The sequence below is a fragment of the Listeria grayi DSM 20601 genome, from assembly GCF_000148995.1.
Classification (GTDB): Bacteria; Bacillota; Bacilli; order Lactobacillales; family Listeriaceae; genus Listeria; species Listeria grayi.
This window is the reverse complement of the sequence record NZ_GL538352.1, coordinates 913,943-940,152: the sequence shown is the minus strand read 5'-3', so window position 1 is coordinate 940,152 and position 26,210 is coordinate 913,943. Positions and strand designations below refer to the sequence as shown.

Annotated in this window: 27 protein-coding genes; 24 read left to right on the top strand and 3 right to left on the bottom strand. The window is 42.5% G+C overall.

Features of this window, described 5'->3' with window-relative positions; all coding sequences use genetic code 11:
• Window position 1 precedes the first annotated feature (1 nt).
• On the bottom strand, window positions 2–913 hold the full coding sequence (locus HMPREF0556_RS04705; RefSeq protein WP_050777008.1) for a DUF1385 domain-containing protein: 912 nt from the start codon (window positions 911–913) through the stop codon (window positions 2–4).
• 220 nt (window positions 914–1,133) lie between these two features.
• Between HMPREF0556_RS04705 and HMPREF0556_RS04700 the strand changes: the two genes are divergently transcribed.
• The 19 genes from HMPREF0556_RS04700 (at window position 1,134) to HMPREF0556_RS04610 (ending at window position 19,639) form a co-directional block, all read left to right on the top strand.
• A complete protein-coding gene (locus HMPREF0556_RS04700; protein ID WP_003756040.1) occupies window positions 1,134–2,195 on the top strand; it encodes a M24 family metallopeptidase in 1,062 nt (353 codons plus the stop codon).
• A gap of 99 nt (window positions 2,196–2,294) precedes the next feature.
• Window positions 2,295–2,852, top strand: coding sequence for an elongation factor P (gene efp, locus HMPREF0556_RS04695; RefSeq protein ID WP_036104245.1), 558 nt, complete (start codon window positions 2,295–2,297; stop codon window positions 2,850–2,852).
• Between the two features lie 160 nt (window positions 2,853–3,012).
• Window positions 3,013–3,480 (top strand): acetyl-CoA carboxylase biotin carboxyl carrier protein, encoded by a 468-nt coding sequence (accB, locus tag HMPREF0556_RS04690; RefSeq protein ID WP_003756037.1) that lies wholly within the window; start codon window positions 3,013–3,015, stop codon window positions 3,478–3,480.
• 12 nt (window positions 3,481–3,492) lie between these two features.
• Entirely contained in the window at window positions 3,493–4,860 is a 1,368-nt protein-coding gene (gene accC, locus HMPREF0556_RS04685; RefSeq protein WP_003756035.1) for an acetyl-CoA carboxylase biotin carboxylase subunit, read from the top strand.
• 1 nt (window position 4,861) lies between these two features.
• Window positions 4,862–5,269, top strand: a complete 408-nt coding sequence (locus HMPREF0556_RS04680; protein ID WP_003756033.1) for an Asp23/Gls24 family envelope stress response protein — start codon at window positions 4,862–4,864, stop codon at window positions 5,267–5,269.
• Between the two features lie 18 nt (window positions 5,270–5,287).
• A complete protein-coding gene (gene nusB / locus HMPREF0556_RS04675) occupies window positions 5,288–5,680 on the top strand; it encodes a transcription antitermination factor NusB (protein WP_003756031.1) in 393 nt (130 codons plus the stop codon).
• A 98-nt stretch (window positions 5,681–5,778) separates the two neighbouring features.
• Complete coding sequence (gene folD, locus HMPREF0556_RS04670; RefSeq protein ID WP_003756027.1) at window positions 5,779–6,636, top strand: bifunctional methylenetetrahydrofolate dehydrogenase/methenyltetrahydrofolate cyclohydrolase FolD; 858 nt, start codon at window positions 5,779–5,781, stop codon at window positions 6,634–6,636.
• Window positions 6,637–6,650: 14 nt separating this feature from the next.
• Window positions 6,651–7,991, top strand: a complete 1,341-nt coding sequence (gene xseA, locus HMPREF0556_RS04665; protein ID WP_003756025.1) for an exodeoxyribonuclease VII large subunit — start codon at window positions 6,651–6,653, stop codon at window positions 7,989–7,991.
• Window positions 7,991–8,218, top strand: coding sequence for an exodeoxyribonuclease VII small subunit (gene xseB, locus HMPREF0556_RS04660; protein ID WP_003756023.1), 228 nt, complete (start codon window positions 7,991–7,993; stop codon window positions 8,216–8,218). The genes xseA and xseB overlap by 1 nt, the downstream gene beginning before the upstream one ends.
• A gap of 2 nt (window positions 8,219–8,220) precedes the next feature.
• Window positions 8,221–9,102, top strand: coding sequence for a polyprenyl synthetase family protein (locus tag HMPREF0556_RS04655; RefSeq protein ID WP_003756021.1), 882 nt, complete (start codon window positions 8,221–8,223; stop codon window positions 9,100–9,102).
• Window positions 9,103–9,281: 179 nt separating this feature from the next.
• Entirely contained in the window at window positions 9,282–9,482 is a 201-nt protein-coding gene (locus HMPREF0556_RS04650; RefSeq protein ID WP_003756020.1) for a cold-shock protein, read from the top strand.
• A gap of 146 nt (window positions 9,483–9,628) precedes the next feature.
• Complete coding sequence (gene dxs, locus HMPREF0556_RS04645) at window positions 9,629–11,536, top strand: 1-deoxy-D-xylulose-5-phosphate synthase (protein WP_003756018.1); 1,908 nt, start codon at window positions 9,629–9,631, stop codon at window positions 11,534–11,536.
• Window positions 11,536–12,366: a TlyA family RNA methyltransferase gene (locus tag HMPREF0556_RS04640; protein ID WP_003756016.1), complete on the top strand. Its 831-nt coding sequence runs from the start codon at window positions 11,536–11,538 to the stop codon at window positions 12,364–12,366. The genes dxs and HMPREF0556_RS04640 overlap by 1 nt, the downstream gene beginning before the upstream one ends.
• A 135-nt stretch (window positions 12,367–12,501) precedes the next feature.
• Window positions 12,502–12,951 carry a transcriptional regulator AhrC/ArgR gene (ahrC, locus tag HMPREF0556_RS04635; protein ID WP_003756015.1) on the top strand — a complete coding sequence of 150 codons (450 nt, stop codon included), beginning with the start codon at window positions 12,502–12,504 and terminating at the stop codon, window positions 12,949–12,951.
• An 18-nt stretch (window positions 12,952–12,969) separates the two neighbouring features.
• The gene (gene recN, locus HMPREF0556_RS04630; protein ID WP_040486477.1) at window positions 12,970–14,661 is read left to right on the top strand and encodes a DNA repair protein RecN; all 1,692 of its coding nucleotides are present in this window, start codon (window positions 12,970–12,972) and stop codon (window positions 14,659–14,661) included.
• A 252-nt stretch (window positions 14,662–14,913) separates the two neighbouring features.
• On the top strand, window positions 14,914–16,344 hold the full coding sequence (gene lpdA, locus HMPREF0556_RS04625) for a dihydrolipoyl dehydrogenase (protein WP_003756010.1): 1,431 nt from the start codon (window positions 14,914–14,916) through the stop codon (window positions 16,342–16,344).
• Between the two features lie 24 nt (window positions 16,345–16,368).
• On the top strand, window positions 16,369–17,361 hold the full coding sequence (locus HMPREF0556_RS04620; RefSeq protein ID WP_003756008.1) for a thiamine pyrophosphate-dependent dehydrogenase E1 component subunit alpha: 993 nt from the start codon (window positions 16,369–16,371) through the stop codon (window positions 17,359–17,361).
• A gap of 16 nt (window positions 17,362–17,377) precedes the next feature.
• Window positions 17,378–18,361, top strand: coding sequence for an alpha-ketoacid dehydrogenase subunit beta (locus tag HMPREF0556_RS04615; RefSeq protein WP_040486476.1), 984 nt, complete (start codon window positions 17,378–17,380; stop codon window positions 18,359–18,361).
• 24 nt (window positions 18,362–18,385) lie between these two features.
• Window positions 18,386–19,639: a dihydrolipoamide acetyltransferase family protein gene (locus HMPREF0556_RS04610; protein WP_003756005.1), complete on the top strand. Its 1,254-nt coding sequence runs from the start codon at window positions 18,386–18,388 to the stop codon at window positions 19,637–19,639.
• A gap of 153 nt (window positions 19,640–19,792) precedes the next feature.
• Here HMPREF0556_RS04610 and prli42 read toward each other — a convergent pair whose 3' ends face one another.
• A complete protein-coding gene (gene prli42 / locus HMPREF0556_RS13305) occupies window positions 19,793–19,888 on the bottom strand; it encodes a stressosome-associated protein Prli42 (protein ID WP_115345574.1) in 96 nt (31 codons plus the stop codon).
• Between the two features lie 127 nt (window positions 19,889–20,015).
• On the opposite strand from prli42, the gene HMPREF0556_RS04605 reads away from it, so the two are divergent.
• The 5 genes from HMPREF0556_RS04605 to HMPREF0556_RS04585 all read left to right on the top strand — a co-directional run bounded on the left by HMPREF0556_RS04605 (window position 20,016) and on the right by HMPREF0556_RS04585 (window position 25,348).
• Window positions 20,016–21,053 (top strand): M20/M25/M40 family metallo-hydrolase, encoded by a 1,038-nt coding sequence (locus HMPREF0556_RS04605; protein ID WP_003756003.1) that lies wholly within the window; start codon window positions 20,016–20,018, stop codon window positions 21,051–21,053.
• Between the two features lie 115 nt (window positions 21,054–21,168).
• Complete coding sequence (gene gndA, locus HMPREF0556_RS04600; protein ID WP_256595288.1) at window positions 21,169–22,608, top strand: NADP-dependent phosphogluconate dehydrogenase; 1,440 nt, start codon at window positions 21,169–21,171, stop codon at window positions 22,606–22,608.
• Window positions 22,609–22,812: 204 nt separating this feature from the next.
• Entirely contained in the window at window positions 22,813–23,493 is a 681-nt protein-coding gene (locus tag HMPREF0556_RS04595; protein ID WP_003755998.1) for a response regulator transcription factor, read from the top strand.
• Entirely contained in the window at window positions 23,490–24,947 is a 1,458-nt protein-coding gene (locus tag HMPREF0556_RS04590; protein WP_003755995.1) for a HAMP domain-containing sensor histidine kinase, read from the top strand. The genes HMPREF0556_RS04595 and HMPREF0556_RS04590 overlap by 4 nt, the downstream gene beginning before the upstream one ends.
• Window positions 24,948–25,000: 53 nt before the next feature.
• The gene (locus tag HMPREF0556_RS04585) at window positions 25,001–25,348 is read left to right on the top strand and encodes an iron chaperone (RefSeq protein WP_003755994.1); all 348 of its coding nucleotides are present in this window, start codon (window positions 25,001–25,003) and stop codon (window positions 25,346–25,348) included.
• Window positions 25,349–25,380: 32 nt separating this feature from the next.
• Here the strand turns inward: HMPREF0556_RS04585 and yidC are convergent, their stop codons facing one another.
• The gene (gene yidC / locus HMPREF0556_RS04580) at window positions 25,381–26,205 is read right to left on the bottom strand and encodes a membrane protein insertase YidC (protein WP_003755991.1); all 825 of its coding nucleotides are present in this window, start codon (window positions 26,203–26,205) and stop codon (window positions 25,381–25,383) included.
• Between the last annotated feature and the right edge of the window lie 5 nt (window positions 26,206–26,210).

Below are 26,210 nucleotides of genomic sequence, written 5' to 3'. Positions count from 1 at the left end.
CCTAATCTAACAGTTCTAGGTTCTCAGGGAGTTTTTCGGTGCTTTTTACAGGAACGCCTTCTTTTTCCACGCGAAGCAGTTCTTGGAAAGATGCAATGGCAACTTCCACTTGGCTATCGTCAGGCTCTTTTGTGGTCAGCAGCTGCAGCCATAATCCTGGATAACCGAGAAAGCGCAGTACAGGAATATTGCGGCATTTATTTGTTAGTTGCAAAACTTCAAAGCTAACGCCGAGTACCACTGGGATCAGCAAGATCCGGTCGACGATTCTGAGCCAGAATGGATCAGTAGGGACAAGTAGGTAAATAAACATACCGACAAGAACAGTGAATAAAATAAAACTGCTGCCGCAACGATAATGCAGGCGTGATTGCTTTTGAACATTGGCGACTGTTAAAGGTTCGTTTGCTTCGTAACAGTTGATTACTTTATGCTCGGAGCCATGATATTGAAAAACACGTTTAATGAGTGGTGTTTGCGAGATGGCATAAATATATACTAACAGTAACGTTAATTTAAAGGCGCTTTCCAGCAATACTTGGGCTACATCGCCCGGCAAGAGAGGACGAAACAGTTCAGCTAGAAAAACCGGGATGAGCGTCATTGCAAACTTCGCAAAAATAAATGAGATGATTCCAATAACGGCAACTCCAAGCCACATGGCTAGTTTAGATTCCTTCTTTTCTTCTTTCGGTGCTTCCTCCTCCTCTTCTTCGGCATAATGATCCGTAGCAAAGGAAAGATGTTTCGAACCAATCGCGCTCGACTCCACGAGTGCAACGATCCCGCGTAGGAAAGGAATGCGTTTTAGTCGTGTTACCCAAGTAGGGGAGGTTTTTTCCAAATAATAATATTCTAAAGAGCCATCTTTTTTACGGATCGCAGTAACTGTTTGCTTTTTGCCGCCAAACATGACGCCTTCAACTACTGCTTGACCGCCATAAGTGGCCTGTCTATTATTTACCAAATTTTCACACCAGCCTTCTAAATTTCTACTTTACATTTTACGCTAAAAGAGCGATTTCGTACACAAAAAACATTTCATATCAGTTATTTTCAAAAAATTGTGTTAAAATAAAGTGGATGAGCCATTGGGCTAAATAAAGTTATCTATAGACTGTGAGGTAGAATAAATGTCAAAATTAGAAAAAATCCAAACGGAGCTTCAGGCTAAGCATATTGAAGCTGTTTTAGTAACGAGTGAATATAATCGGAGATATGTTTCCGGTTTTACAGGAACAAGTGGTGTAGCGTTAATTCTGCCGAATAAAGCATATTTTGTTACTGATTTCCGTTATACGGAGCAAGCTGCTAAGCAAGCACAAGGGTATGAAGTGGTGCGTCATGTAGGCCCGATTTATGAAACCGTAAACCAACTGCTTGAAAAAGATGGGGTCTCGCGCCTAGCTTTTGAAGAAGCGTATGTGACTGTTGCTGAATTCCATCAATTAGAAAAGCAGATCCAAGCGAAATTAGAACCGATCGCTGGGTTCTTTGAAGAAATGCGCCATTTCAAATCGGAAGAGGAACTTCAAGCGATTCGTAAAGCTTGTGAAATCGCGGATGCGGCATTTGCGCATATTCTTACTTTCATTAAACCGGGGATCACGGAATTAGAGGTTTCTAATGAATTAGAATTCTTTATGCGCAGACAAGGAGCAACTTCTTCTTCTTTTGATACGATCGTAGCTTCTGGGCTTCGTTCAGCTCTACCACATGGCGTTGCTTCTGAAAAAGTATTGGAAAAAGGCGACTTTATCACCATGGACTATGGTTGTTATTATGATGGCTACTGCTCGGATATGACGCGTACGGTCGCACTTGGAGAGCCTAGCGAGAAACTGAAAGAAATCTATCAAGTGACATTAGAGGCACAATTGAAAGTGATCAAAGAATTGAAGCCTGGCATGACAGGGATCCAAGCCGACAAGATCGCGCGGGATCATATCGCTGCTCACGGATATGGTGAAGCATTCGGTCACTCGCTTGGACACGGTATTGGTCTTGAAATCCATGAAGGACCTAATCTATCTGTGAAAAGTCCGGCTGCACTTCGTCCTGGGAATGTCGTAACGGACGAACCGGGAATCTATTTACCAGGGATCGGCGGGGTTCGGATCGAGGATGACCTTTTGATCACCGAATCCGGCAATGAAGTATTGACAAAAGCGCCGAAAGAATTGATTATTTTATAAAATTCCTTTGTAAGTTGGCTGTTTTTATGGTTAAATATAAAAGGAATATTGGAATTCTAGAAAAAGTATCCGTGAAAAATGGATTACAGGAGGAATAATATGATTTCAGTAAATGACTTTCGTACAGGTCTTACTATTGAAGTAGATAATGGTATTTGGCGTGTTTTAGATTTTCAACATGTAAAACCAGGTAAAGGCGCGGCATTCGTTCGTTCAAAACTTCGTAATTTACGTACTGGTGCGATCCAAGAAAAAACATTCCGTGGTGGCGAAAAAGTAGCAAAAGCGCAAATCGACAACCGTAAAATGCAATATCTTTATGCAGATGGCGATAACCACGTGTTCATGGATAACGAAAGCTATGAGCAAATCGAGTTGCCAGCTAGTCAAATCGAATATGAATTGAAATATTTGAAAGAAAATATGGAATTATCGATTATGATGTATCAAGGCGAAACGATTGGTGTAGATCTTCCGAATACCGTCGTGCTTGAAGTAACAGCAACCGAACCTGGAATCAAGGGAGATACTTCTTCTGGTGGTTCCAAGCCTGCAACTTTAGAAACTGGTTTAGTGGTACAAGTACCATTTTTCGTTAACGAAGGTGACAAACTGATCATTAACACCGTCGAAGGATCTTACGTTTCCAGAGCTTAAAATAAGACACCGAAGTGCTTGTTTATTATTAAACAAGTGCTTCTGTTTTTTTGTGCAAAGCAGGGGTATCCTCTTTCCCTTTTGATTGGAAAGTGTGATACAATTACATCATGCATTACTATATATTTTTTTAAAATGGTTGAAGGAGTGTAAAATAAAAATGCTTTCTATTGAAGAAATCAAACAACTGATCGAGCTAGTGGATGCATCAAAACTAGACGAATTAGAATTAGAGGTAAAAGATACAAAACTTAAATTAAAGAAAAACAAAGAAGTGACAGAGGTCGTTAGTAGCGCACCAGTTGCCGCTCCAGCTGCCCCGACGCCGCAGACAACAGCACCAAGACAGGCTGCCGTTGAAGAAACGCCTGCCGCAGAATCGGAAAATTTAGAAGTCATTACTTCACCAATGGTAGGGACTTTTTATGCGTCTAGAACTCCGGAAGATGCACCTTTTGTCAATCCTGGTTCAAAAGTAGCAAATGATTCGATCGTATGTATTATTGAAGCAATGAAACTGTTCAATGATATCACAGCAGATATCGATGGCGAGATTGCAGAAGTATTAGTAACAAACGGAGAATTGGTGGAATTTGGCCAACCGTTATTTAAAGTAAGAAAAAAATAAGGAGTAGTGAACATGATTAAAAAAGTGCTGGTAGCGAATCGCGGCGAAATCGCTGTCCGTATTATTCGTGCTGCGAAAGAAATGGGAATTGAGACAGTTGCGATTTATTCGGAAGCAGATAAAGAAGCGTTACATATTCAACTTGCTGATGAAGCATATTGCGTAGGGCCTGTTTCGTCGAAAGAAAGTTATTTAAATATGTCTAATATCATTAGTGTCGCAGTTTTGACCAATTGTGACGCTGTTCATCCGGGATACGGATTTTTATCAGAAAATCCGGATTTTGCTGAACTATGCGAAGACTGCAATATCACATTTATCGGACCAAGTGCAGCAGCAATCGCGCAAATGGGAACGAAAGATGTAGCCCGCGAAACAATGCGAAAAGCAGGTGTTCCGATCGTTCCTGGTTCTCAAGGAATCATTGCAACGGTCGAAGATGGTAAAAAAATCGCGAAGAAAATCGGTTATCCGGTTATCATCAAAGCGACTGCAGGTGGCGGCGGTAAAGGGATTCGTGTTGCAGAAGACGAAGAAAAATTGGTATCCGGGATTCAAATGACTCAGCAAGAAGCAGAAGCGGCTTTTGGTGATCCAGGTGTTTATATCGAAAAATATATCCAAGATTTCCGCCACGTGGAGATCCAAGTACTTGCTGACAATCATGGCAATGTGATCCACTTAGGAGAACGTGATTGTTCCGTACAGCGACGTTTGCAAAAATTGATCGAAGAGAGCCCTTCTCCGGCAATCGACGAAAAAATGCGTCAAAAAATGGGGAAAGCAGCGGTAAAAGCTGCCAAAGCTGTTGATTATTCGGGTGCGGGGACGATTGAATTCATTTATGATCATCATGAGCATAAATTCTATTTCATGGAGATGAACACACGTATCCAAGTAGAACATCCGGTGACGGAACTGGTTACTGGTGTGGATTTGATCAAACAACAATTTTTAGTTGCCTCTAATGAGAAATTGGAGCTAAAGCAAGAAGATATCGTGATGAAGGGTTGGGCAATGGAATGTCGGATCAATGCTGAAAATCCGGCGAAGAATTTCATGCCAGCACCAGGAGAAATCAAATTTTATCTAGCACCGGGCGGCCCAGGAGTTCGCGTTGACTCTGCCGCTTATCCGAATTACAAGATACCGCCATTTTATGATTCAATGATCGCTAAGTTGATCTGTTATGGTGAAACACGAGAAGAAGCAATCCAAAAAATGAAACGAGCACTTTCGGAATTTGCGATCGACGGTATTCCGTCTACGATTCCTTTCCATATGAACGTGCTGAACAATGATGTTTTCCTATCTGGAGACTTCAATACAAAATTCTTAGAAGAAAACGACGTCTTGAGTAGTTTATCTAAGGAGGGATAATATGTCTGAAAAGAGCAATTGGAAAGATACATCAGAAGAAGTATCGCTGGGGAAAATCGAGATCGCGCCGGAAGTTATCGGTGTGATCGCGGGACTTGCAGCCAGTGAAGTAGAAAGCGTAGCATCCATGCAAGGCGGATTTGCAACAGAAGTCCGCGAACGGTTTGGCAGTGTCAACCATCGTAAGGGTGTGAAAGTAGTTATTACAGAAGAAGGCATTGCGATCGAACTATATTGTACGATTGCCTTTGGCGCTTCTATTCCGCTTGTGGCGCAAAACATTCAAGATGCAGTCAGAGAAACACTTTACCACACAACGGGCCTCCAAGTAGCAGAAGTAAATGTGCATATCGTAGGGATCGAGTTCGATAAAACGGAAACCTTCTCACTTGACGATTTTAATTTGTAGCATAAAGGAGAACAAGGAATGAAAAGAAGAGAAGCCCGAGAGGTAGCACTTCAAGCGCTATTTCAAATGGAATTGAATGAAATGTCATTTGAACAGGCTGTCAGTAATGTAATGCCAGAAGAACAGGATGACTATGTCAAAAAACTCGTTAGCGGTGTAGATACGCATAAAGCGGATATCGACACGGCGATCGAAGCGCATTTGGACAACTGGCGGAAAGACCGCTTAAACAAGGTGGATCTTTCTATCTTGCGTCTAAGCGTCTTTGAAATGAAGTATTGTGAAGATATACCTGATCGCGTTAGTTTGAACGAAGCGATCGAGATCTCAAAAGTATATAGTGATGAAAAGTCTAGTAAATTTATTAATGGTGTTTTGGCAAATATCGTGCAAGAGAGCGATGACAAATAAACTATTTGAAGTAAAAATATTCTGGGAAACAGCCAAATACGAGTGATTCGTGGAGTGGGTTTCCCAGTTTTTTACTTTTCAAGGGGGCATTTTGGTAAATGGGAAAAGTAATCGACGGTAAAAAAATTGCAGCGGAGATCCAAGCGAAAATAGAAAAAGACGTAGCAGTTTTAAAAGAACGAGGAAAACAACCAGGCCTAGCAGTAGTTTTAGTAGGCGATAATCAAGCGTCTCGTACATATGTTCGTAACAAACAAAAGCGAACAGAAGCAGTCGGAATGAAATCTGTCTTGATCGAATTGCCAGAGACGGTATCTGAAAAAGAATTGTTGGAAACCGTAGAAACACTGAATCACGATGATACGATCCATGGCATTTTAGTTCAATTGCCGCTCCCTAAACATATCTCTGAAGATAAAGTCATCGACACGATCAGCAGTGAAAAAGATGTGGATGGCTTCCATCCGCTTAGTGTCGGTAACCTTTTTATCGGAAAACCAACTTTCCTCCCATGCACGCCAGCTGGGATCATCGAACTTATTAAATCCACGGGCGAATCGATCGAAGGAAAAAAAGCGGTCGTGATCGGTAGAAGTAATATCGTTGGAAAACCAGTTGCGCAACTACTTTTACAAGAAAATGCCACGGTTACGATCGCGCACAGTCGTACGCGTGACCTGGAAAAAGTAGCCAGTGAAGCTGATATTTTGGTTGTAGCGATCGGGATCGCGAAGTTTATTAAAAAAGAAGCAGTCAAAGAAGGTTCGATCGTGATCGACGTCGGAATGGACCGCGATGAGAATAATAAGCTGTGCGGCGATGTGGATTACGATGACGTTGTTAGTAAAGCAGGCTATATCACTCCTGTTCCAGGCGGCGTAGGTCCAATGACGATCACGATGTTGTTAGCAAATACACTGCGGGCGGCCAAACAGATCTGGGAAAAAACAAACTAACTGGAAGTGAGCAAATGGAACAAGATAAATATTTAAGCGTCATTGCACTGACGAAATATATCGAGCGCAAATTCGATGCGGATCCGTATTTAAAGCATGTATATGTCAAAGGGGAAATCTCGAATTTAAAGAAACCGGCAAGCGGACACATTTACTTTACCGTCAAAGATGATTTAGCAATGATTCGCTGCGTGATGTTTGCTAAATCGGTAGCAAAGCTTGGATTTGATCCTGAAGACGGTATGAATATACGCTTACAAGGTCGTGTGAACGTCTTTACAAAAGCTGGACGCTATCAGTTCTATGCAGAAGAAATGGAGCCGGATGGCGTTGGTGCTTTATATGTGAAATTAGAACAGTTGAAAAGCAAGCTTACTGAGGAAGGACTGTTTGCGGATAGTCATAAAAAACCGCTGCCCCTTTTTCCGGCAAAAGTCGCGGTTGTTACTAGCCGGACTGGCGCAGCGATTCGGGATGTTATCACGACGATCCAAAGACGCATGCCGACCACGCAGATTTTGGTTTATCCAACCGTTGTTCAAGGCGACCACGCAGGAAAGACGATTGTCGCAAATATTGAGCGAATCAATCAACGTAATGACATTGATGTGATTATTACGGGTCGAGGCGGTGGTTCATTGGAAGAATTATGGGCTTTTAATGAAGAACCCGTCGTCCGAGCTGTCTATCATTCTGATATCCCGATTATTTCGGCAGTCGGTCATGAAACAGACTTTGCCTTAACAGATTTCGCAGCTGACGTCCGAGCCGCTACTCCAACTGCAGCGGCAGAACTAGCCGTTCCGGATCAGCGTGATCTGAAAGAAAGACTCCTGGAACGCCATTACCGATTAGTGAACCAAATGAATCGTGTGGTCGAGCGGAAAGAAGTCCAAATGAAACGTCTGCAAGACAGGCTAAAGCTATTGACCCCTAAACGACAAATGGAGCAGCAAGCGGAAAAGATCGATTATTTTTCGGAACGCTTGGTCCGCGCTTTGCGAACACAAGTAACGCAGAAGAGGACAGACTGGCAGCAGCTTGCTTATCGCATCGAACACGTCGAGCTGGCAAAGGATATCCGCGCCGAGCGAGAACGCCTAGAACTGCGGGAACAAAGTCTGAAGCGCGCCCTTCGTACCCAGATCGACCGCAAGCGGGAAAGCTTTTTCCGGCATGTGCAAGCACTGGAACATCTAAGTCCGCTAGCATTGATAAAACGCGGCTACGCTTTGCCGTATAAAGAAGGCCAAGTTATCCGTTCTGCAAAAGAACTGACTGTCGGCGATTCATTCTTGCTGAAATTGCAAGACGGACAAATAAAAGCAGAAGTGACAGCGAAGGAGGAAGACTAATGGCAGAGAAAAAACAAACATTTGAAGAAGCAATGAAGGAACTCGAAACAATCGTTGAAGCGCTTGAAAACGGCAATGCAACATTAGAAGAGTCTTTAGATATGTATCAAAAAGGTATTGAACTAACGAAATTATGCCAAGCAAAACTGCAAACGGCAGAAGAAAAAATGGCAAAAGTAGTTGGCGATGACGACGTAGAAAAACCTTTTGAAGTGGAAGGAGAATAGTTTTGCAGCCACTGGAGCAATTTTTAAAAACAAGCAAACAACTCGTTGATGAACAGCTGCTCGCGGAAGTTGATGCACGTGTGATCACGCCGACATTGAAAAAAGCAATGCGGTATTCTTTGGAAGCGGGCGGAAAACGAATTCGTCCGATTTTACTGTTCGCTACACTGATTTCCTTGAGAACAGAGCTAGAAAAAGGTAAAAAGACAGCGGCGGCTTTAGAAATGATCCATACCTACAGTCTGATCCACGATGATCTTCCAGCTATGGATAACGATGACTACCGTAGAGGAAAATTAACTAATCATAAAGTGTTTGGCGACGCTACGGCGATCCTCGCAGGAGATGGACTGTTGACTCTTGCATTTTCACTTTTATCAGAAGAAGAAGCGCTCCCTGCGGAAAGTCGTGTGAAGCTGATCCAATTGTTTGCGGAACATGCCGGTCCAGAAGGCATGGTCGCGGGTCAACAAGCGGATATCGAAGCAGAAGATCGGTCCGTAACCTTAGAAGAATTAGCTGCTATCCACCGTAAGAAAACAGGAGCTTTGCTGAAAAGCGCAGTTTTGGCAGGCGCGATCATTGCTAATGCCGACGCAGAAACATACGAAAAATTGAATATTTATGCAGACAACATCGGAGTTGCTTTCCAAATCGCCGATGATATCTTAGATGTTGTGGGTGACGAACAGAAACTCGGTAAAAAGATTGGGATGGACGCCATTATGCATAAAAGCACTTATCCAGGCTTATTGACGCTGGTAGGCGCACAGGAAGCTCTAAACGACCATGTTTCTCGTGCAAAAGAAGCAGTTAGCGGACTCTCTTTGACAAGTAATTACTTGGTTGAACTGGCAGATTTGATTGCTGGAAGGGATCATTAATTTCCCTTTTTATCATTTAAAATTAAAAAGCGGTTGCAAAGTAGAAAGATTAGTGGTATATTTACATTAACATTATTTTTGTAGGTGAAAGATATGATTGTTATATACATTCCATCTCGTGCCGTTAAGCAAGAATAGTTAATATTTTGTGTGCAAAACACACGAGGAGGAATTTTTAAATGGAAACAGGTACAGTAAAATGGTTTAACGCAGAAAAAGGCTTTGGTTTTATCGAACGCGAAAACGGTGACGATGTATTCGTACACTTCAGCGCTATCCAAGGTGACGGGTTCAAATCTCTAGACGAAGGTCAAGCAGTTTCTTTTGACGTAGAAGAAGGACAACGCGGACCTCAAGCTGCTAACGTTCAAAAAAACTAATTTGATTTAACCATATAGATTAAGCTGTAAACAATTTGTTTACAGCTTTTTTATTGTCTTCATTTCCAGACAGGATTGGTTTATTTCCCAACTAGATGATATAATGACTACATTGATTTTTGCTTGGGATAAGAGGAAAGCGAGTGATGAATGTGGATCTTTTACAAATCAAGGATCCTTCCTTTATAAAAAAGATGAATCAGTCGGAAATGAAGGAATTAGCAGCAGAAATCAGGAGATTCTTGATTGAGACTACTTCCAAAACGGGAGGACATATCGGACCAAATCTAGGTGTTGTGGAACTTACGATCGCGATGCACCATGTGTTTGAGAGCCCTAAAGATACGTTCATTTGGGATGTCGGCCATCAATCGTATGTGCATAAGATTTTAACGGGGCGGGCACCGGAATTTACCCAACTTCGTCAATATAACGGATTGGATGGATTTCCCAAGCGGAAAGAATCAGACCATGATATTTGGGAAACCGGTCATAGTTCGACGTCGCTTTCTGCTGCAGCTGGTATGGCGATCGCACGTGATATCAAGGGAGAAACATTTTATGTGCTGCCTGTGATCGGTGACGGAGCGCTTACTGGTGGGATGGCTTTAGAAGCACTGAATCATATCGGTGATTTAAACACGAACATGATCGTCGTTCTAAATGATAACAATATGTCGATCGCACCAAATGTAGGCGCCATTCACAATGTGCTTGGAAAATTACGCACTTCCGGTAAATATAAACATGCAAAAAAAGATATCGAAGCCGCTATGAAGCGAATGCCAGCGGAATATCGATTGGCAACGACTGCCGAGCGAATCAAAGACAGCGTGAAGTATTTATTAGTGCAGGGCACTTTCTTTGAAGAAATGGGCTTTACGTATTTAGGTCCAATCGATGGTCATGACTTGAATGACCTGATCACCAACTTCGAAATCGCGAAAAAAACGAAAGGACCTGTGCTGATGCATGTTATCACGACAAAAGGAAAAGGTTATCATCCAGCTGAAACTGATACACGCGGAACTTGGCATGGCACGGGGCCATATAAGATCGATACAGGAGATTTCATTTCCGAAGAGATAAATACGCCGACATGGAGCGAAATCGTCAGTGAGAACGTCCTTGAGCTCGCTCGAACGGACAAACGGATCGTTGCGATCACGCCAGCAATGCCAGTCGGCTCCAAACTAGAAAAATTTGCAGCCGAATTTCCAGACCGTTTTTTTGATGTTGGAATCGCAGAACAACACGCGGTAACGCTGGCGGGCGGTTTAGCTGCGCAAGGGATGAAACCATTTTTGGCAATCTATTCTACTTTTCTGCAGCGTGCCTATGATCAAGTCGTCCACGATATTGCCAGACAAAAACTAAATGTATTGATCGGAATTGATCGTGCTGGTTTAGTTGGTGCAGATGGGGAAACACATCAAGGTATTTTTGATATCAGTTTTTTAAGGAGCATTCCTCATTTAGTGATCGCAATGCCGAAAGATGAGAATGAAGCGGGTAAATTGATCCAAACGGCGTATGAATACGAAGAAGGACCATTTGCCCTGCGTTATCCGCGTGGGAATGGGAAAGGTGTGCCGGTAGAACCGCGCGAAAGTGTTTTGATCGGCAGTTGGGAATATATTCATCAGCCGGAAAAAATCCAGCTCGCGATCTTGACATTCGGTACCACGATTCCCATGGCCGTTCAAGCGGCAATGGCATTACAGGTAGAAGGTATTACTGTAGCAGTGGTCAATGCTCGCTTCATCAAACCAGTGGATGAGGAGATGCTGACAGACCTATTAAGTCGAGAGATCCCGATCCTAACTGTCGAAGAGGCGTTATTGCAAGGCGGTTTCGGATCTGCTATATTGGAGTTTGCAGAACAAACAGGCTATACGCGTTCGCAGATCAATCGGATCGGTCTGCCGGACAAATTCATTGAGCAAGGTTCAGTGGAACAAGTATTAACAAACTATGGGATCTCAGCTCCATCGATCCAAGCAAAAATAAAAGAAATACTCGCGCAAAGCGAACATAAAAGGGCGAAGTTATAATGACAATAAAAAAAGAACGCGTAGATATCCTGTTGGTAGAACAAGGACTCGCAGAAACAAGAGAAAAAGCAAAACGGGCAATTATGGCAGGAATCGTTTATAATGGCGAAGAACGTGTCGACAAACCAGGTGAAAAAATCCCCGTCGATAGTAACTTGCAAATAAAAGGCAAGCAGCTGCCATATGTGAGTCGCGGTGGCTTGAAGCTTGAAAAAGCACTGCAAGTATTTGATTTTGATGTAAAAGGTAAAAAAATGCTTGATATCGGTGCCTCGACTGGAGGGTTTACGGATTGTGCGCTGCAAAACGGCGCGATTCATTCCTATGCACTGGACGTCGGCTACAATCAGCTAGCATGGAAATTGCGAAATGATGAGCGCGTAACCGTTATGGAGAGAACGAATTTTCGGCATACACAGCCTGCTGATTTTACAGAAGGATTAGCAGAATTCGCAACGATCGATGTATCCTTTATTTCCTTGCGGCTGATCCTACCTGTATTACGGGACTGTTTAGTACCCGGAGGAGATGTGATGGCGCTTATCAAGCCTCAGTTTGAAGCCGGTAAAGAACAAGTCGGTAAAAAAGGCATTATTCGTGATCCCAAAGTCCACTTTGATGTGTTGAAACAGATGACCAGCTTCATGCGGGAACAAGGATATCTACTTAAAGGCCTTGACTACTCGCCAATCACAGGAGGCGAAGGAAATATCGAATTTATTGCTCATTTAGTCTGGACAGGGGAAAAAGAAGCTGTTGAAGAAAATCTATTTCCAGATGAAAAATTGAAAGCATTGATCGATAATGCGCATCAGCAGTTGGATAAATAAAAAAAGACTTGATAGGGAAAAATAACCTATCAAGTTTTTCATTTCGCGCTGAAAATGGAATAATGCAATTATTTCGTGACTTTATGCATTATTTCGTATAAACTATAGGTAGTAAATACACGTGAGGTGAGAAAAATGAACAAAGGTCATCGTCATATCATTATTCGAGAATTAGTTACATCCAATGAGATCGAAACACAAGAAGAATTAGTCCAGTTGTTGCTTGACAGAGATATCCAAGTGACACAAGCCACGGTTTCTCGTGATATCAAAGAATTGCATTTAGTAAAGGTCCCTACACAGAATGGCGTTTATAAATACAGCTTGCCGGCTGACAATCGTTTCAACCCGTTGCAAAAACTAAAACGAGCACTGATCGATTGCTTTATCAGTGTAGATCGCGTCCAATTCATGATCATCATGAAAGTAATGCCGGGCAACGGCAACTCCGTTGGGGCACTTATGGATAACTTGGCATGGGAAGAAAAAGTCGGCACACTATGCGGCGATGATACTTGTTTGATTATCTGCCGTTCGGAAAAAGATGCGGAAATTGTAGCACAACGTTTTATTGAAATGCTTTAATAAGCGGAGGTGAAAGAAGTGCTTCAAGAATTAACTATTAAAAACTTTGCGATCATTGACTCGCTTGCATTGTCGTTTGAAGAAGGCATGACAGTTCTAACCGGGGAGACAGGAGCAGGGAAATCGATTATTTTTGATGCACTGGGACTTTTGATCGGCGGGCGTGGGTCTGCCGATTTTATTCGTCATGGTGAGCAGCGTTTGGAGCTGCAAGGATTGTTCTCGTTTCATGAAACGAATACAGCATGCAAAGAACTATTGGACGAAAATGGTATTGAATTCAATGACAATGAAGTGATTTTAGAAAGAAGTTTGCATAAAAGTGGCAAAAACACTTGCCGAATCAATGGTAAATTAGTAACTACCACTTTCTTACGTCAATTGGGATCACGGCTGCTCGACATCCACAGCCAACATGAACACCAAGAATTAATGGATGAAAATTATCATTTGCCACTATTAGACCGTTTTATCGGTAATAAAATAGCAAAGCGGCTGGAGAATTACCAAACAGCCTATGAAAACTATCAAGCTTTACAAAAAGAATGGCAAAACTGGACAAAAAATGAGCAGGAAATCGCGCGACGCATCGACATGCTCCATTTTCAGCAAGAAGAGATCCAAAATGCAGAACTCACTCTAGAAGAGGAAGATCAGCTTTTGGAACAAAAGACACTCTTAATGAATTTTGAAAAAATCAATGACAGCCTACAAGGGGCTTATAATGCCTTACTAGGTGAACCGGGCGGGATCGAATATATCGGCGAAGCGATGCAACAAATGCAAAGTGTCGCCGATCTGAATACCGATTATCAGGCACTTACGGAATCTGTCTCTTCCAGTTTCTATATTTTAGAAGACGCAGCCAGTCAGATCCGTCAATCGCTAGATCAACTCGAGTATCAACCGGGAACATTGGAACAGATCGAGGTACGGCTGAATGAACTAAATCAGTTGAAACGAAAATACGGTAAAACGATCGAAGCAATCATTCAATATGAAGAAACGATCAGCACCGAGTTAGAAAAACTCACCAATAGTGAAACGCATATCGATCAATTGGAAGAAAAACTTGCGAAACAAAAAGTGGCTTTGGAACAGCAAGCAGAAGAAATGACAGTGCTCCGCAAAAAAGCTGCGCTGGAATTAGAACAGCAGATTCAAGCCGAATTAAAAGAGCTTTACATGGAAAAAGCAGTTTTCCAAGTTCAATTTTTGGAAGGGAAGACACTTGGACCACTTGGTCAGGATCATATTGCTTTCTATATCACTACGAATCCGGGGGAACCACTCAAATCGCTTGCCAAAGTTGCTTCAGGCGGAGAACTTTCTCGCATGATGTTGGCACTGAAAACGATTTTTTCCAAACATCAAAGTGTCACCTCGATCATATTCGATGAAGTAGATACAGGTGTGAGCGGCCGCGTGGCACAAGCAATCGCAGAAAAGATCTACGGCGTATCGATTGGGTCGCAAGTGCTTTGTATCTCCCATTTGCCGCAAGTAGCAGCAATGGCAGACCATCATTATTACATCACAAAACATACGGAAAACGATCGGACATCTACCAAAGTAGAGATATTAGAAGAAAATGAAAAAATCGATGAGATCAGCAGAATGATCGCTGGTATCGAAGTAACCGAATTGACGCGTAATCACGCCAGAGAAATGATCAGCCAAGCGGGAAAAGTCAAAACCGCTGTTAAATAAAAAGATTTCGCTTGCAAATTTATTTGTTTTTGCTTAAAATGAATTGGTAATCAAAAATTATTACCAGGTCATAAAAACAACTACTAATAAATTTGCAAGCTTTTTTGTCTGCAAAACGAAATTTACACAAAAATTTGAATTAAAAGACTTTTTATCGACTGGCCCAAACCGCTCTATTATCAAAAAAAGACATGTTACAATAATACAGAAAGCGGTTTATTTGAAACTGAAAGATTTGAAGGAGGCTATTTAATGGCTACGGAATATGATGTTGTCATTCTAGGGGGCGGCACAGGAGGTTATGTCGCGGCGATCCGCGCAGCAAAACTTGGTAAAAAAGTGGCTGTTGTAGAAAAAGACAAATTAGGCGGAACATGCTTGCACCGCGGCTGTATCCCCACGAAAGCACTGCTACGATCTGCAGAAGTTTTGCAGACTGTCAAAAATGCGGGAGACTTTGGAATCGAACTAGGCACACAGGCTGTCGGTGTCAACTTTATCCAAGCACAACTGCGTAAACAAAAGGTGGTCGATCAACTTGAAAAAGGGATCCATCAACTATTCAAACAAGGAAAGATCGATCTATATGAAGGAACAGGGACGATCTTAGGCCCTTCGATCTTCTCGCCAACTGCGGGAACGATTTCTGTAGAGCCAGCTGACGGTTCCGAAAATCAAATGCTGATCCCCAAAAATCTGATCATCGCAACTGGTTCAAGACCACGCTCCTTACCTGGTCTGACAATCGACGAATCGCAAGTGCTCTCTTCGGATGGTGCACTTCGCCTTGAAGAACTTCCTAAGTCGATCGTGATCGTTGGTGGCGGTGTGATTGGAATGGAATGGGCATCCATGTTGCACGATTTCGGTGTTGAGGTTACTGTTTTGGAATATGCAGATCGCTTGCTTCCTTTAGAAGACAAAGAAATTTCCAAAGAGTTGACACGCCTTTATAAAAAGAAAAAAATGACGATCGTGACCAGCGCAGAAGTGCAAGCGGACAGCCTAGAAAAAACGGCTGAACACGTGACGATCAAAGCGATCGTTGGTGGCGAAGAGCAAAGCTTTACCGCTGAAAAAATGTTAGTTTCTGTAGGAAGGGCAGCGAATATCGAATCGATCGGCCTGCAAAATACAGATATCGTTGTTGAAAAGGGTTTTATCAAAGTAAATAGCAACTACCAAACTAAAGAAAGCCATATTTATGCGATTGGTGATTGTATCCCGACACTCCAGCTTGCTCATGTAGCTATGCACGAGGGAACGATCGCCGCAGAACATATCGCAGGCCAGTCACCGGAAGCTTTGGATTATGACTTGGTACCAAGATGTGTCTATACTGCGCCAGAAATCGCAAGCGTCGGCATTTCCGAAGAAGAAGCTAAAAAACGTGGTCATCAAGTGAAAAAAGGTAAATTCTTTTTCCGAGGTATTGGCAAAGCGCTTGTATTCGGTGATTCAGACGGCTTTGTAAAAATCATTGCTGATAAAGAAACAGAGGATATCCTCGGCGTTGCGATGATCGGTCCACATGTGACGGATCTGATCAGTGAAGCTGCGCTAGCACAAGTATTGGACGCTACTCCATGGGAGATCGGCAATACGATCCACCCGCACCCTACGCTTTCAGAGGCGTTGAATGAAGCTGCTCTGGCAGTAGACGGAAATGCGGTTCACGGATAAAGATCAAAGGAGGGACAGAAACAAATGAATTTGAAAGATATTGATTTATCAAAAGAAAAAGCCGTGGAAATGTATCGGGTGATGCTACTTTCACGTAAATTAGATGAACGGATGTGGCTGCTTAACCGTTCCGGGAAGATCCCGTTCACGATCTCCGGACAAGGACAAGAAATTGCACAGATCGGTGCTGCTTTTGCCTTTGACTTTGAAAAAGATTATGCACTTCCGTATTACCGCGATCTAGCTGTAGTACTTGCTTTTGGGATGACCGCTAAGGAATTGATGTTATCTGCTTTTGCAAAAGCAGAAGACCCAAACTCCGGTGGCAGACAAATGCCTGCTCATTTTGGCCAAAAGAAAAATCGAATCGTCACTCAAAGTTCGCCAGTAACGACGCAATTCCCGCATGCAGCAGGAATCGGTCTGGCAGCAAAAATGAAAAAAGAGGATATTGCGATCTATACTTCTACAGGGGAAGGATCTTCCAACCAAGGCGATTTCCATGAAGGGATCAACTTTGCGAGTGTACATAAATTGCCAGTCGTTTTTGTGATCCACAACAATAAATATGCGATCTCCGTTCCAGCAGAAAAACAATATGCTGCCAAAACATTAGCAGACCGGGCGATCGGTTACGGCATTCCTGGCGAAAGCGTGGACGGCAATGATATGGCAAGTGTATACAGTGCTTTCAGACGTGCCGTTGAACGCGCTAGAAATGGCGAAGGACCAACATTGATCGAAACCGTCTCGTATCGATTTACACCGCATTCTTCCGATGACGATGATCGTTCTTACCGTTCCAAAGAAGAAGTAGATGCAGCGAAAACAAAAGATCCGCTTAAAATATTTGAACAAGAATTGATTGAAGCCGGCTTTTTAGATGAAGCAGCTATTGAAACAATGGAAAAGGCCATCAATCAAGAAGTCAATGAAGCAACAGATTATGCCGAAAATGCTGCCTATGCAGCTCCAGAAGATACACTACGTCATGTCTATGCAGAAGACGCGAAGTAAAGGAGGATACAAACAAATGCCTGTCATATCATATATCGATGCCATTAGAATGGCGTTGCGCGAAGAAATGGAGCGCGACGATAACGTTTTTATTTTAGGAGAAGATGTCGGTAAAAAAGGAGGCGTCTTTAAAGCGACGGTTGGTCTTTATGACCAATTTGGCGAAGACCGCGTTTTAGATACACCGCTTGCCGAATCAGCAATAGCAGGGGTTGGGATCGGTGCAGCAATGTACGGATTGCGTCCTGTTGCCGAAATGCAGTTTGCCGATTTTATCCTACCAGCAGTCAACCAAATCATTTCCGAAGCATCGCGTATTCGCTATCGTTCTAATAACGACTGGAGCTGTCCGATCGTGATCCGTGCTCCATTTGGCGGCGGTGTCCATGGTGCTTTATACCATTCACAATCCCTTGAAAAAGTCTTTTTTGGGCAACCGGGTCTTAAAATCGTCGTACCATCGAATCCTTACGATGCGAAAGGCTTATTGAAAGCTGCTATCCGCGACGAAGATCCCGTGCTTTTCTTTGAACATAAACGGGCTTATCGCTTATTAAAAGGCGAAGTTCCGGAAACAGATTATACGGTTCCGATCGGCAAAGCAAATGTAGTTCGCGAAGGAGACGACATTACAGTCATCACTTATGGACTAGCTGTTTCGTTTGCGGAGCAAGCCGCGGAAATTTTGGCAGAAGATGGAATCAGCAGTCATATTCTCGACTTGCGGACGATTTATCCACTTGACCAAGAGGCTATCATCGAGGCTGCTAAAAAAACGGGTAAGGTATTATTAATAACAGAAGATAATAAACAAGGAAGCGTCATCAGCGAAGTTGCTGCTATCATTGCAGAGCATTGCTTGTTTGAGCTGGATGCCCCAATAAATAGACTTGCAGGTCCAGATACACCGGCGATGCCATTTGCACCAACAATGGAAAAATACTTTATGATCAATCCTGAAAAAGTAGAAGCGGCGATGCGGGAATTAGCAGAGTTCTAATCGTGGATAGAGGAGTGAAATAACGTGGCAATTGAAAAAATAACGATGCCCAAATTAGGTGAAAGTGTGACAGAAGGAACCATCAGCAGCTGGCTGGTCGCTCCCGGAGACAAAGTCGAAAAATACGATGCATTAGCAGAAGTTTTGACAGATAAAGTAACAGCAGAAGTACCATCTTCTTTCAGTGGTATCGTCAAAGAATTAATCGCTGCAGAAGACGAAACACTAGAAGTCGGTGAAGTGATCTGTACGATCGAAACGACGGAAGCAAGAACAACTGAGAGCACAGAAACCTCTGAACCGAAACAAGAACAACCAAAGGAAGCCCCGAAAACAGAAATAGCTAGCGAAAAGTCGGCAGCAACTGGACGTTTTTCGCCAGCAGTACTTCGTTTAGCAGGGGAACATAATATTGATCTCGCGCAAGTTTCCGCAACTGGGAAAGGCGGTCGAATCACTAGAAAAGATATTCTTCGTTACGTGGAAAATCCACAGACCGAAACAGTTCAAGCAACAAATGTCTCAGCATCAGAACCAGCTAAACCGGCTACTGCTAGCCCTGTAGCAACTACTGAACAAGGTGATAAAGAGATTCCTGTAGGCGGCGTTCGGAAAGCAATAGCGAAGCACATGGTAACAAGCGTACAAGAGATTCCGCATGCATGGATGATGGTAGAGGCGGATGCAACGTCCCTCGTTCGTTACCGTGATAAGATCAAAGCGGGATTCAAAAAAGAAGAAGGTTACAACATTACCTACTTTGCCTTTTTCATCAAAGCAGTTGCACAAGCGCTGAAAGAATTTCCTGAACTCAACAGCACTTGGGCTGGCGAAAAGATCATCCAACGCAAAGCGATCAACATTTCGATCGCCGTTGCCACAGAAGACCTGCTCTATGTGCCAGTGATCAAGCATGCCGATGAAAAATCGATCAAAGGTATTGCCAGAGAAGTCACCGAACTTGCCAATAAAGCTCGCAGCGGCAAATTGACCTCAAGCGATATGGAAGGCGGAACTTTCACTGTCAACAGTACGGGTTCGTTCGGTTCGATCCAATCGATGGGGATCATCAACCACCCGCAAGCAGCTATTTTGCAAGTAGAGTCTATCGTAAAGCGTCCGGTCATCATTGATGAAATGATCGCTGTACGCGATATGGTCAACTTATGTCTTTCCATCGATCATCGTATATTAGATGGGCTGATCGCAGGGAAGTTCCTGCAAGCTGTGAAAGCGAATATCGAAAAGATTTCCGAAGCAAATACAGAAATTTATTAAGGTTTGATTTATAGGCATGCGGGTAAAGTATCATACATCTAGATCCATACCCCTAAACTCCCTAGATGTTTTTGAGTAGTACGCTTTGTACTACTCTTTTTTTTGCACCAGTAAAGCACAAAAAGACCCACTCCTGGAGTGGGTCTTTTAAAACTATAAAAGCATTAAAACGCCAGTCATGACGCTAGAAGCCACGATTGCGACTAACATCAAGATAACCACAAAACGTACAAATTTTTTGTTAGACATGAAAGCATTTTGCTCCTTCCCGACTGAATCATTACCCTTATTTTACTGATTAATAAAGGAAACTGCAAGTCATTTCTGCAAATTAAATAGGTTTATTGGTATACTAGAAAAAAGGAGGCAGCAAAACGTGATAGAAACAAACGCAATCGATTATTTTTTAACGATCGCCAAGATGGCAACTCCATCGGGTGGTGAAGATGAATTGATCGCTTACATAGAGACGAAAGCAAGAACATTGGGATTAAAGCTTACAGCGGAAGCGAAGGAATCAGGCTGTCTTGTAGTCCATCAGGAAGGAAGCTATGGCGATCATCCACATTTATTTTTCTTAAGCCATTTAGATACAAGTACTTTTCTAGGTCATTTTAATGGAGTTCGTAACACAGAAGGAGTCATTCGCGCTGAAGATGGGGGATATCTGGGAGCAGATGACAAAGCTGGGGTGGCAGCGATGCTTGCGGCAATGGAATATCTCGTAAAAGCAGAGGTGGCACATGGGCCAATAGACTGGATCTTTACAACAGAAGAAGAAGCCGGACTGATCGGGAGCAAACGTTTTCCCGCTGAGAAAATTGCTGCCGAATTTGGCTATTGTCTAGATGCTCCAGGAGATGTGGGAGGATACCAGTCCTACAGCGATAGCCTTTTTATCTGGACAATCGACATGGATTTGCCAGAAACGCAATCAAGAGCCGCTTTAACCAAACGATTTTTGCAAATTTTAAAAGCGTATCCTGGCAAAATAACTTGGCAAGTCGAGCAGTTTTTTGGCAAGGCAGCAGCTAGTTTCACGCTTCAAGTCCGTATAGAGACACCAGAAGCAGTGACGGGATTGTCTACTTATCTCCATCAAGCTGTAACGATGCTACAACAAGAAATCCTAGGTGCTGTCAAAAGCGAGTTGGAAATTATTTACCCTGGTTTTGCACTTGAAAATGGGCATCCAGCGATCCAGTTATTACGCAAATCCACTAATATACCTTTATATGAAATGAAATTATCAGGCGGCACCGATGCAAATATTTGGAATACAAAAGGAAAACCGACACTGCTTCTTGCAGCAGGCTTTGCCAACATGCATACAGCCGAAGAAAATATATCGATCCATAACTTGCAAACTTTAGCTGCATTAGTTTGCTCACTTTGCACAAAAGCGGTAGATTAAATGAAGAGAAACATCAAGCTGAAACATTGCGAGAGTTCTATTTCTTTGATATAGTAAATACTGTTGAAAGAATTAGCTAACATCACAAGAGAACAAGTAATATTGTTCAATTATATTGGAAAGGAAGAATAAAAACATGGCAAAACAAGAAATTGGCGTTATCGGAATGGGCGTAATGGGACGTAACTTGGCTTTGAATATTGAAAGTCGTGGACATAGCGTATCTATTTTTAACCGTTCTTCTGAAAAAACAAAAGCAGTAATGGAAGAAAATGCAGATAAAAAATTGGTTCCGACTTATAGTTTAGAAGAGTTTGTTGGTTCCCTTGAGATCCCACGCCGCATTCTGATTATGGTAAAAGCTGGAGAAGCTACCGATATGATGATCGATGCCTTGAAACCTTTCCTTGATGAAGGGGACATATTGATTGATGGCGGAAATGCTTTCTTTGAAGATACGATCCGCCGCAACAAGGAACTTAGCGAAGAAGGATTCAACTTCATCGGCACTGGTGTATCCGGCGGTGAAGAAGGTGCGCTAAAAGGTCCTTCTATCATGCCTGGTGGTCAACGTCGTGCGTACGATCTAGTTGCTCCTATTTTACAAGAAATCGCAGCTGTAGCAGACGGAGAACCATGTGTCACTTACATTGGCCCTGACGGTGCTGGACACTACGTAAAAATGGTGCATAATGGTATTGAATATGGAGATATGCAATTGATCGCCGAAGCCTATCACATTTTAAAAGATGTTGCTGGCCTATCTCATGAAGAATTAGCAGATGTCTTTGAAGAATGGAATGAAGGCGAACTAGATAGCTATCTTATTGAGATCACTAAAAATATCTTAAAAGTAAAAGATCCAGAAACTGGTAAACCGATCGTTGATATCATCTTAGACAAAGCTGGACAAAAAGGTACAGGTAAATGGACAAGCCAAAGCGCATTAGATCTTGGCGTGCCGCTTTCCTTGATTACAGAATCTGTATTTGCCCGTTATATCTCAGCACTTAAAACTGAACGTGTTCATGCAAGTTCGATCCTAAAAGGTCCTAAAAAAGCGGCATTCAGCGGCGACAAAAAAGCATTTATCGAATCCGTACGCCGTGCCCTATACTTCAGTAAGATCGCATCTTACGCACAAGGTTTCGCACAAATGAAATCTGCAAGCGATGAATATAACTGGGACTTGCAATACGGTGAGATCGCGAAGATTTTCCGTGCCGGCTGTATTATTCGTGCTCGTTTCTTACAAAAAATCACAGATGCTTATAATAACGACAAAAATCTTAACAACCTATTATTGGATCCATACTTCACAGACATCGCGGATAACTATCAAGATGACTTGCGTAATGTCATTGCAGAAGCAGTCAAAGCTGGTATTCCAGTACCGACATTTGCCGCTGCAATCAGCTATTACGATAGCTATCGTGCGGAAGTATTACCTGCTAACCTTATCCAAGCACAACGTGACTACTTCGGTGCTCACACTTATGAACGTGTGGATAAAGAAGGCATCTTCCATACAGAATGGCCAGAAATCCAAGAATAATTATTGGAAAGAGCGCTTAGACGAACGGTGTCTAAGTGCTCTTTTTTTATGCATAAAATGAGAATTCCATGACAAAAAACGACTTATTCTGATAACTTGCTGAGTTTAGCAAGAAATGTTTATCATTCCGCCTATTATTAGTTGTTTTTAACCAAAAGTTCGTTACAATAGAAATAGGAATGCTCGAAAGAGAGGAAGAGACTAGTGAGTAGAATTTTAATCATAGAAGACGAAAAGAATTTATCGCGGTTTATTGAACTAGAACTGCAACACGAAAATTACGAAACACAAGTTGCCAATGACGGACGCAGCGGTTTGGAACTTGCTTTGAATGAAGACTGGGATGCGATCCTGCTCGATTTGATGCTACCACATTTGAATGGTGTAGAAGTCTGTCGCCGCTTACGCCAGGTCAAACAAACACCGATCATCATGATCACTGCCCGTGATTCCGTGATCGACCGTGTTTCTGGACTTGATCATGGTGCGGATGATTATATTGTTAAACCATTTGCGATCGAAGAATTACTGGCACGTCTGCGCTCTTTATTGCGACGCGTAGAGCATGCGGAAGAAGCCGCAAAACAGACCACATTGGAATATCGGGATATCGTTGTTGAAAAAGAAAACCGTATCGTCAAACGTGGCGATGAGATCATCGACCTGACGAAGCGTGAATACGAGTTATTGTTGACATTGATGGAAAATATCAATATCGTACTGACTCGAGAAGTATTGTTAAATAAAGTTTGGGGCTATGAAACTGAGGTGGAGACGAATGTAGTCGATGTATACGTCCGTTATTTGCGGAATAAAATCGACCATCCTTCCGAAGAGAGCTATATCCAAACAGTACGCGGTACGGGATATGTGATGCGTACATGAAGCAGAGCGTATTCTCATTAAAAAGCCGCTCACTGAAATTTAAATGGACATTTGGTGCGAGCGCAGCGATCTTTCTGACATTTTTCTTGTTTTCTTACGCGATTTTTCAAGGGATCGGCCAAATGCTGCTAAACGAAGAAGAGAAAAAAGTAAACGACCTGTTAGCTTCTACGACTAGTTTGCTGAAAGCACGCAATCTTAATGATTCGCAAGCAGTCATGGAACTTTTTCGTGAAAACCTTAGTGTGAGCGGAAAGATCCAGGATCAAGTGTTGATCACGTACAATGCGAACGGCGATTTTATCAATAAATATATCTTCCTACAGAGTAAAGAAGTAGCAAAACATGATTTCAGCAAATACTTTATGAATAATACGGGCTTTTCTTTTTCAAGTAAACCAAAGATCGACGGTAAAAAAATGATCATTGCCCAAATGCCGATCGTTGGCCGTGATAATTCCAAGATCATCGGCTATGCCCAAGTCGTCAATCCGCTCACTTCTTATAATAAGATGATGAACAAACTACTTATCACTATCATTGTGCTTGGCGCCGTTGCATTGTTTCTAAGTGGTATGTTAGGGTATTTGTTAGCGCAAAATTTCCTAAACCCGCTCACAAAAATGGCAAAAACAATGAATGATATTCGTAAAAATGGCTTTCAAAAGCGGATCGAACCAAAAACAAATTCCCGAGATGAGATCGGCGAATTGACGGTTATCTTCAATGATATGATGACACGGATCGAAACGAGCTTTGAACAGCAGAAACAATTTGTAGAGGATGCCTCGCATGAATTGCGGACACCTGTACAGATCATGGAAGGACATTTGAAGCTCCTCAACCGCTGGGGGAAAGATGACCCTGCCGTTTTAGACGAGTCGCTGCATGCTTCGTTAACAGAACTAGAACGAATGAAAAAACTAGTCCAGGAAATGCTGGATCTCTCCCGTGCTGAGCAAGTTTCACAAACAAAAGAACTACAAATATCAGATATCAACGCTACGGTCGAGCAAGTATGCCGTAACTTTGAAGTGATGTATGAGCAGTTTACTTTTCATCTCGATGAGAAGGTGAAGGGGCTTAGCGCACTGATTCAGCTTAACCATTTGGAGCAGATTCTTATCATCATTATGGATAATGCGGTGAAATATTCTGGTGATTCCAAGCAAATCGATGTGGAGATCACTGCCAACAATGATAAGGCGGTTATTACCGTCCGTGATTACGGTGTCGGTATTTCCAGCGAAGAAATCGATAAGATCTTTAATCGCTTTTATCGGGTAGATAAAGCTCGAAGCCGTGAAAAAGGCGGCAATGGCTTAGGTCTTGCTATCGCGAAACAGCTAGTAGAAGGCTATCTGGGTACTATTTCTGCAGAAAGCGAAGTAGATAAAGGGACCTCCATCCATATCACATTGCCAATGATCGATCGGATCGAAAAGAAAGCTTAACAAAAGGCACCAATGCTTGCCATTGGTGCTTTTTTTAGAAAGGAGCAGTTAGTATGAATAGCCAAACAGTTGAAGCGTATATCGCCAATACTCCTGCGGCAGTGCAACCAATCTTAGAGAAGGTAAGGAAGACGATTCGAGCAGCTGCGCCGGAAGCCAATGAAAAAATAAGTTACGGCATTCCGACATTTCATCAAGGAGAAAATCTGATTCATTTTGCCGCAGCGAAAAAACATTTAGGGATTTATCCGACACCAAAAGCGATCGTCCACTTTCAAAAAGAGTTGGCCAACTATCAAACGTCCAAAGGAACAGTCCAGTTTCCATACGATCAACCAATTCCATATGATCTGATCACGAAAATGACGAAGTATCGTGTTGCTGAAACAGCAAACAAATAAAAGCCACTTATCGCTGGATAAGTGACTTTTTCTTATTTTTCTTTATTTTTGTCGAGCATGTCTTGGATTTCTTGCTCTTCTTTTTCGATCTCTTTGATCTCCGGATGTTTATTCATGTAAAGTTTTTTGGTCAATAATGTTTGTCCGGCTAAGAAAAGACCACCAACTGCCCAGTAAAGCGCAAGTGCTGACGGCGCTGAGAAAGAGATGAACAGGATCATCGCTGGGGAAATCAGTCCCATCACTCGCATTTGTTTCTTTTGTTCCGGCGTATTGCCGATCATGGAAACAAAGTACTGCAGCAAGTAAACAAGTCCGGCTAGGATCGCTAAAACCATATCAGGATGTCCAAGGTTGAACCACAAGAACGTATGTGTTGCGATTTCTTGGGAACCACGGATCGCATAGTAGAATGCCATCAAGATCGGCATTTGGATAATCAGTGGCAAACAGCCCATTTGCAATGGATTGATGTCATATTTTTGATATACGAGCGTCATTTCTTGCTGGATCTTGACTTGTTCTTCTTTCGTAGCAGCTCGTTTTACTCGTGCTTGGATATCATCAATCTCAGGTTTGGCAGCAGCCATCTTTGTTTGCATGCCCATTTGCGCTTTTGCCGTACGCAGATTTAATGGCATGATGATGGCACGGATGATGATCGTTGTGATAATGATCGCGATCCCATAGCTACCATCAAAGAAAGAAGCAAAGAATTTAATAACGCTTGCGAAAGGCTTGATCAAATAAACATTGAAGAAACCATCTTGATTTTGGGAAGGGTCTAAACTACAACCACTTAATACTAAGAGCGCTCCCAATGCGACTAACATGAGTATGACATATTTCTTTTTCACTATTA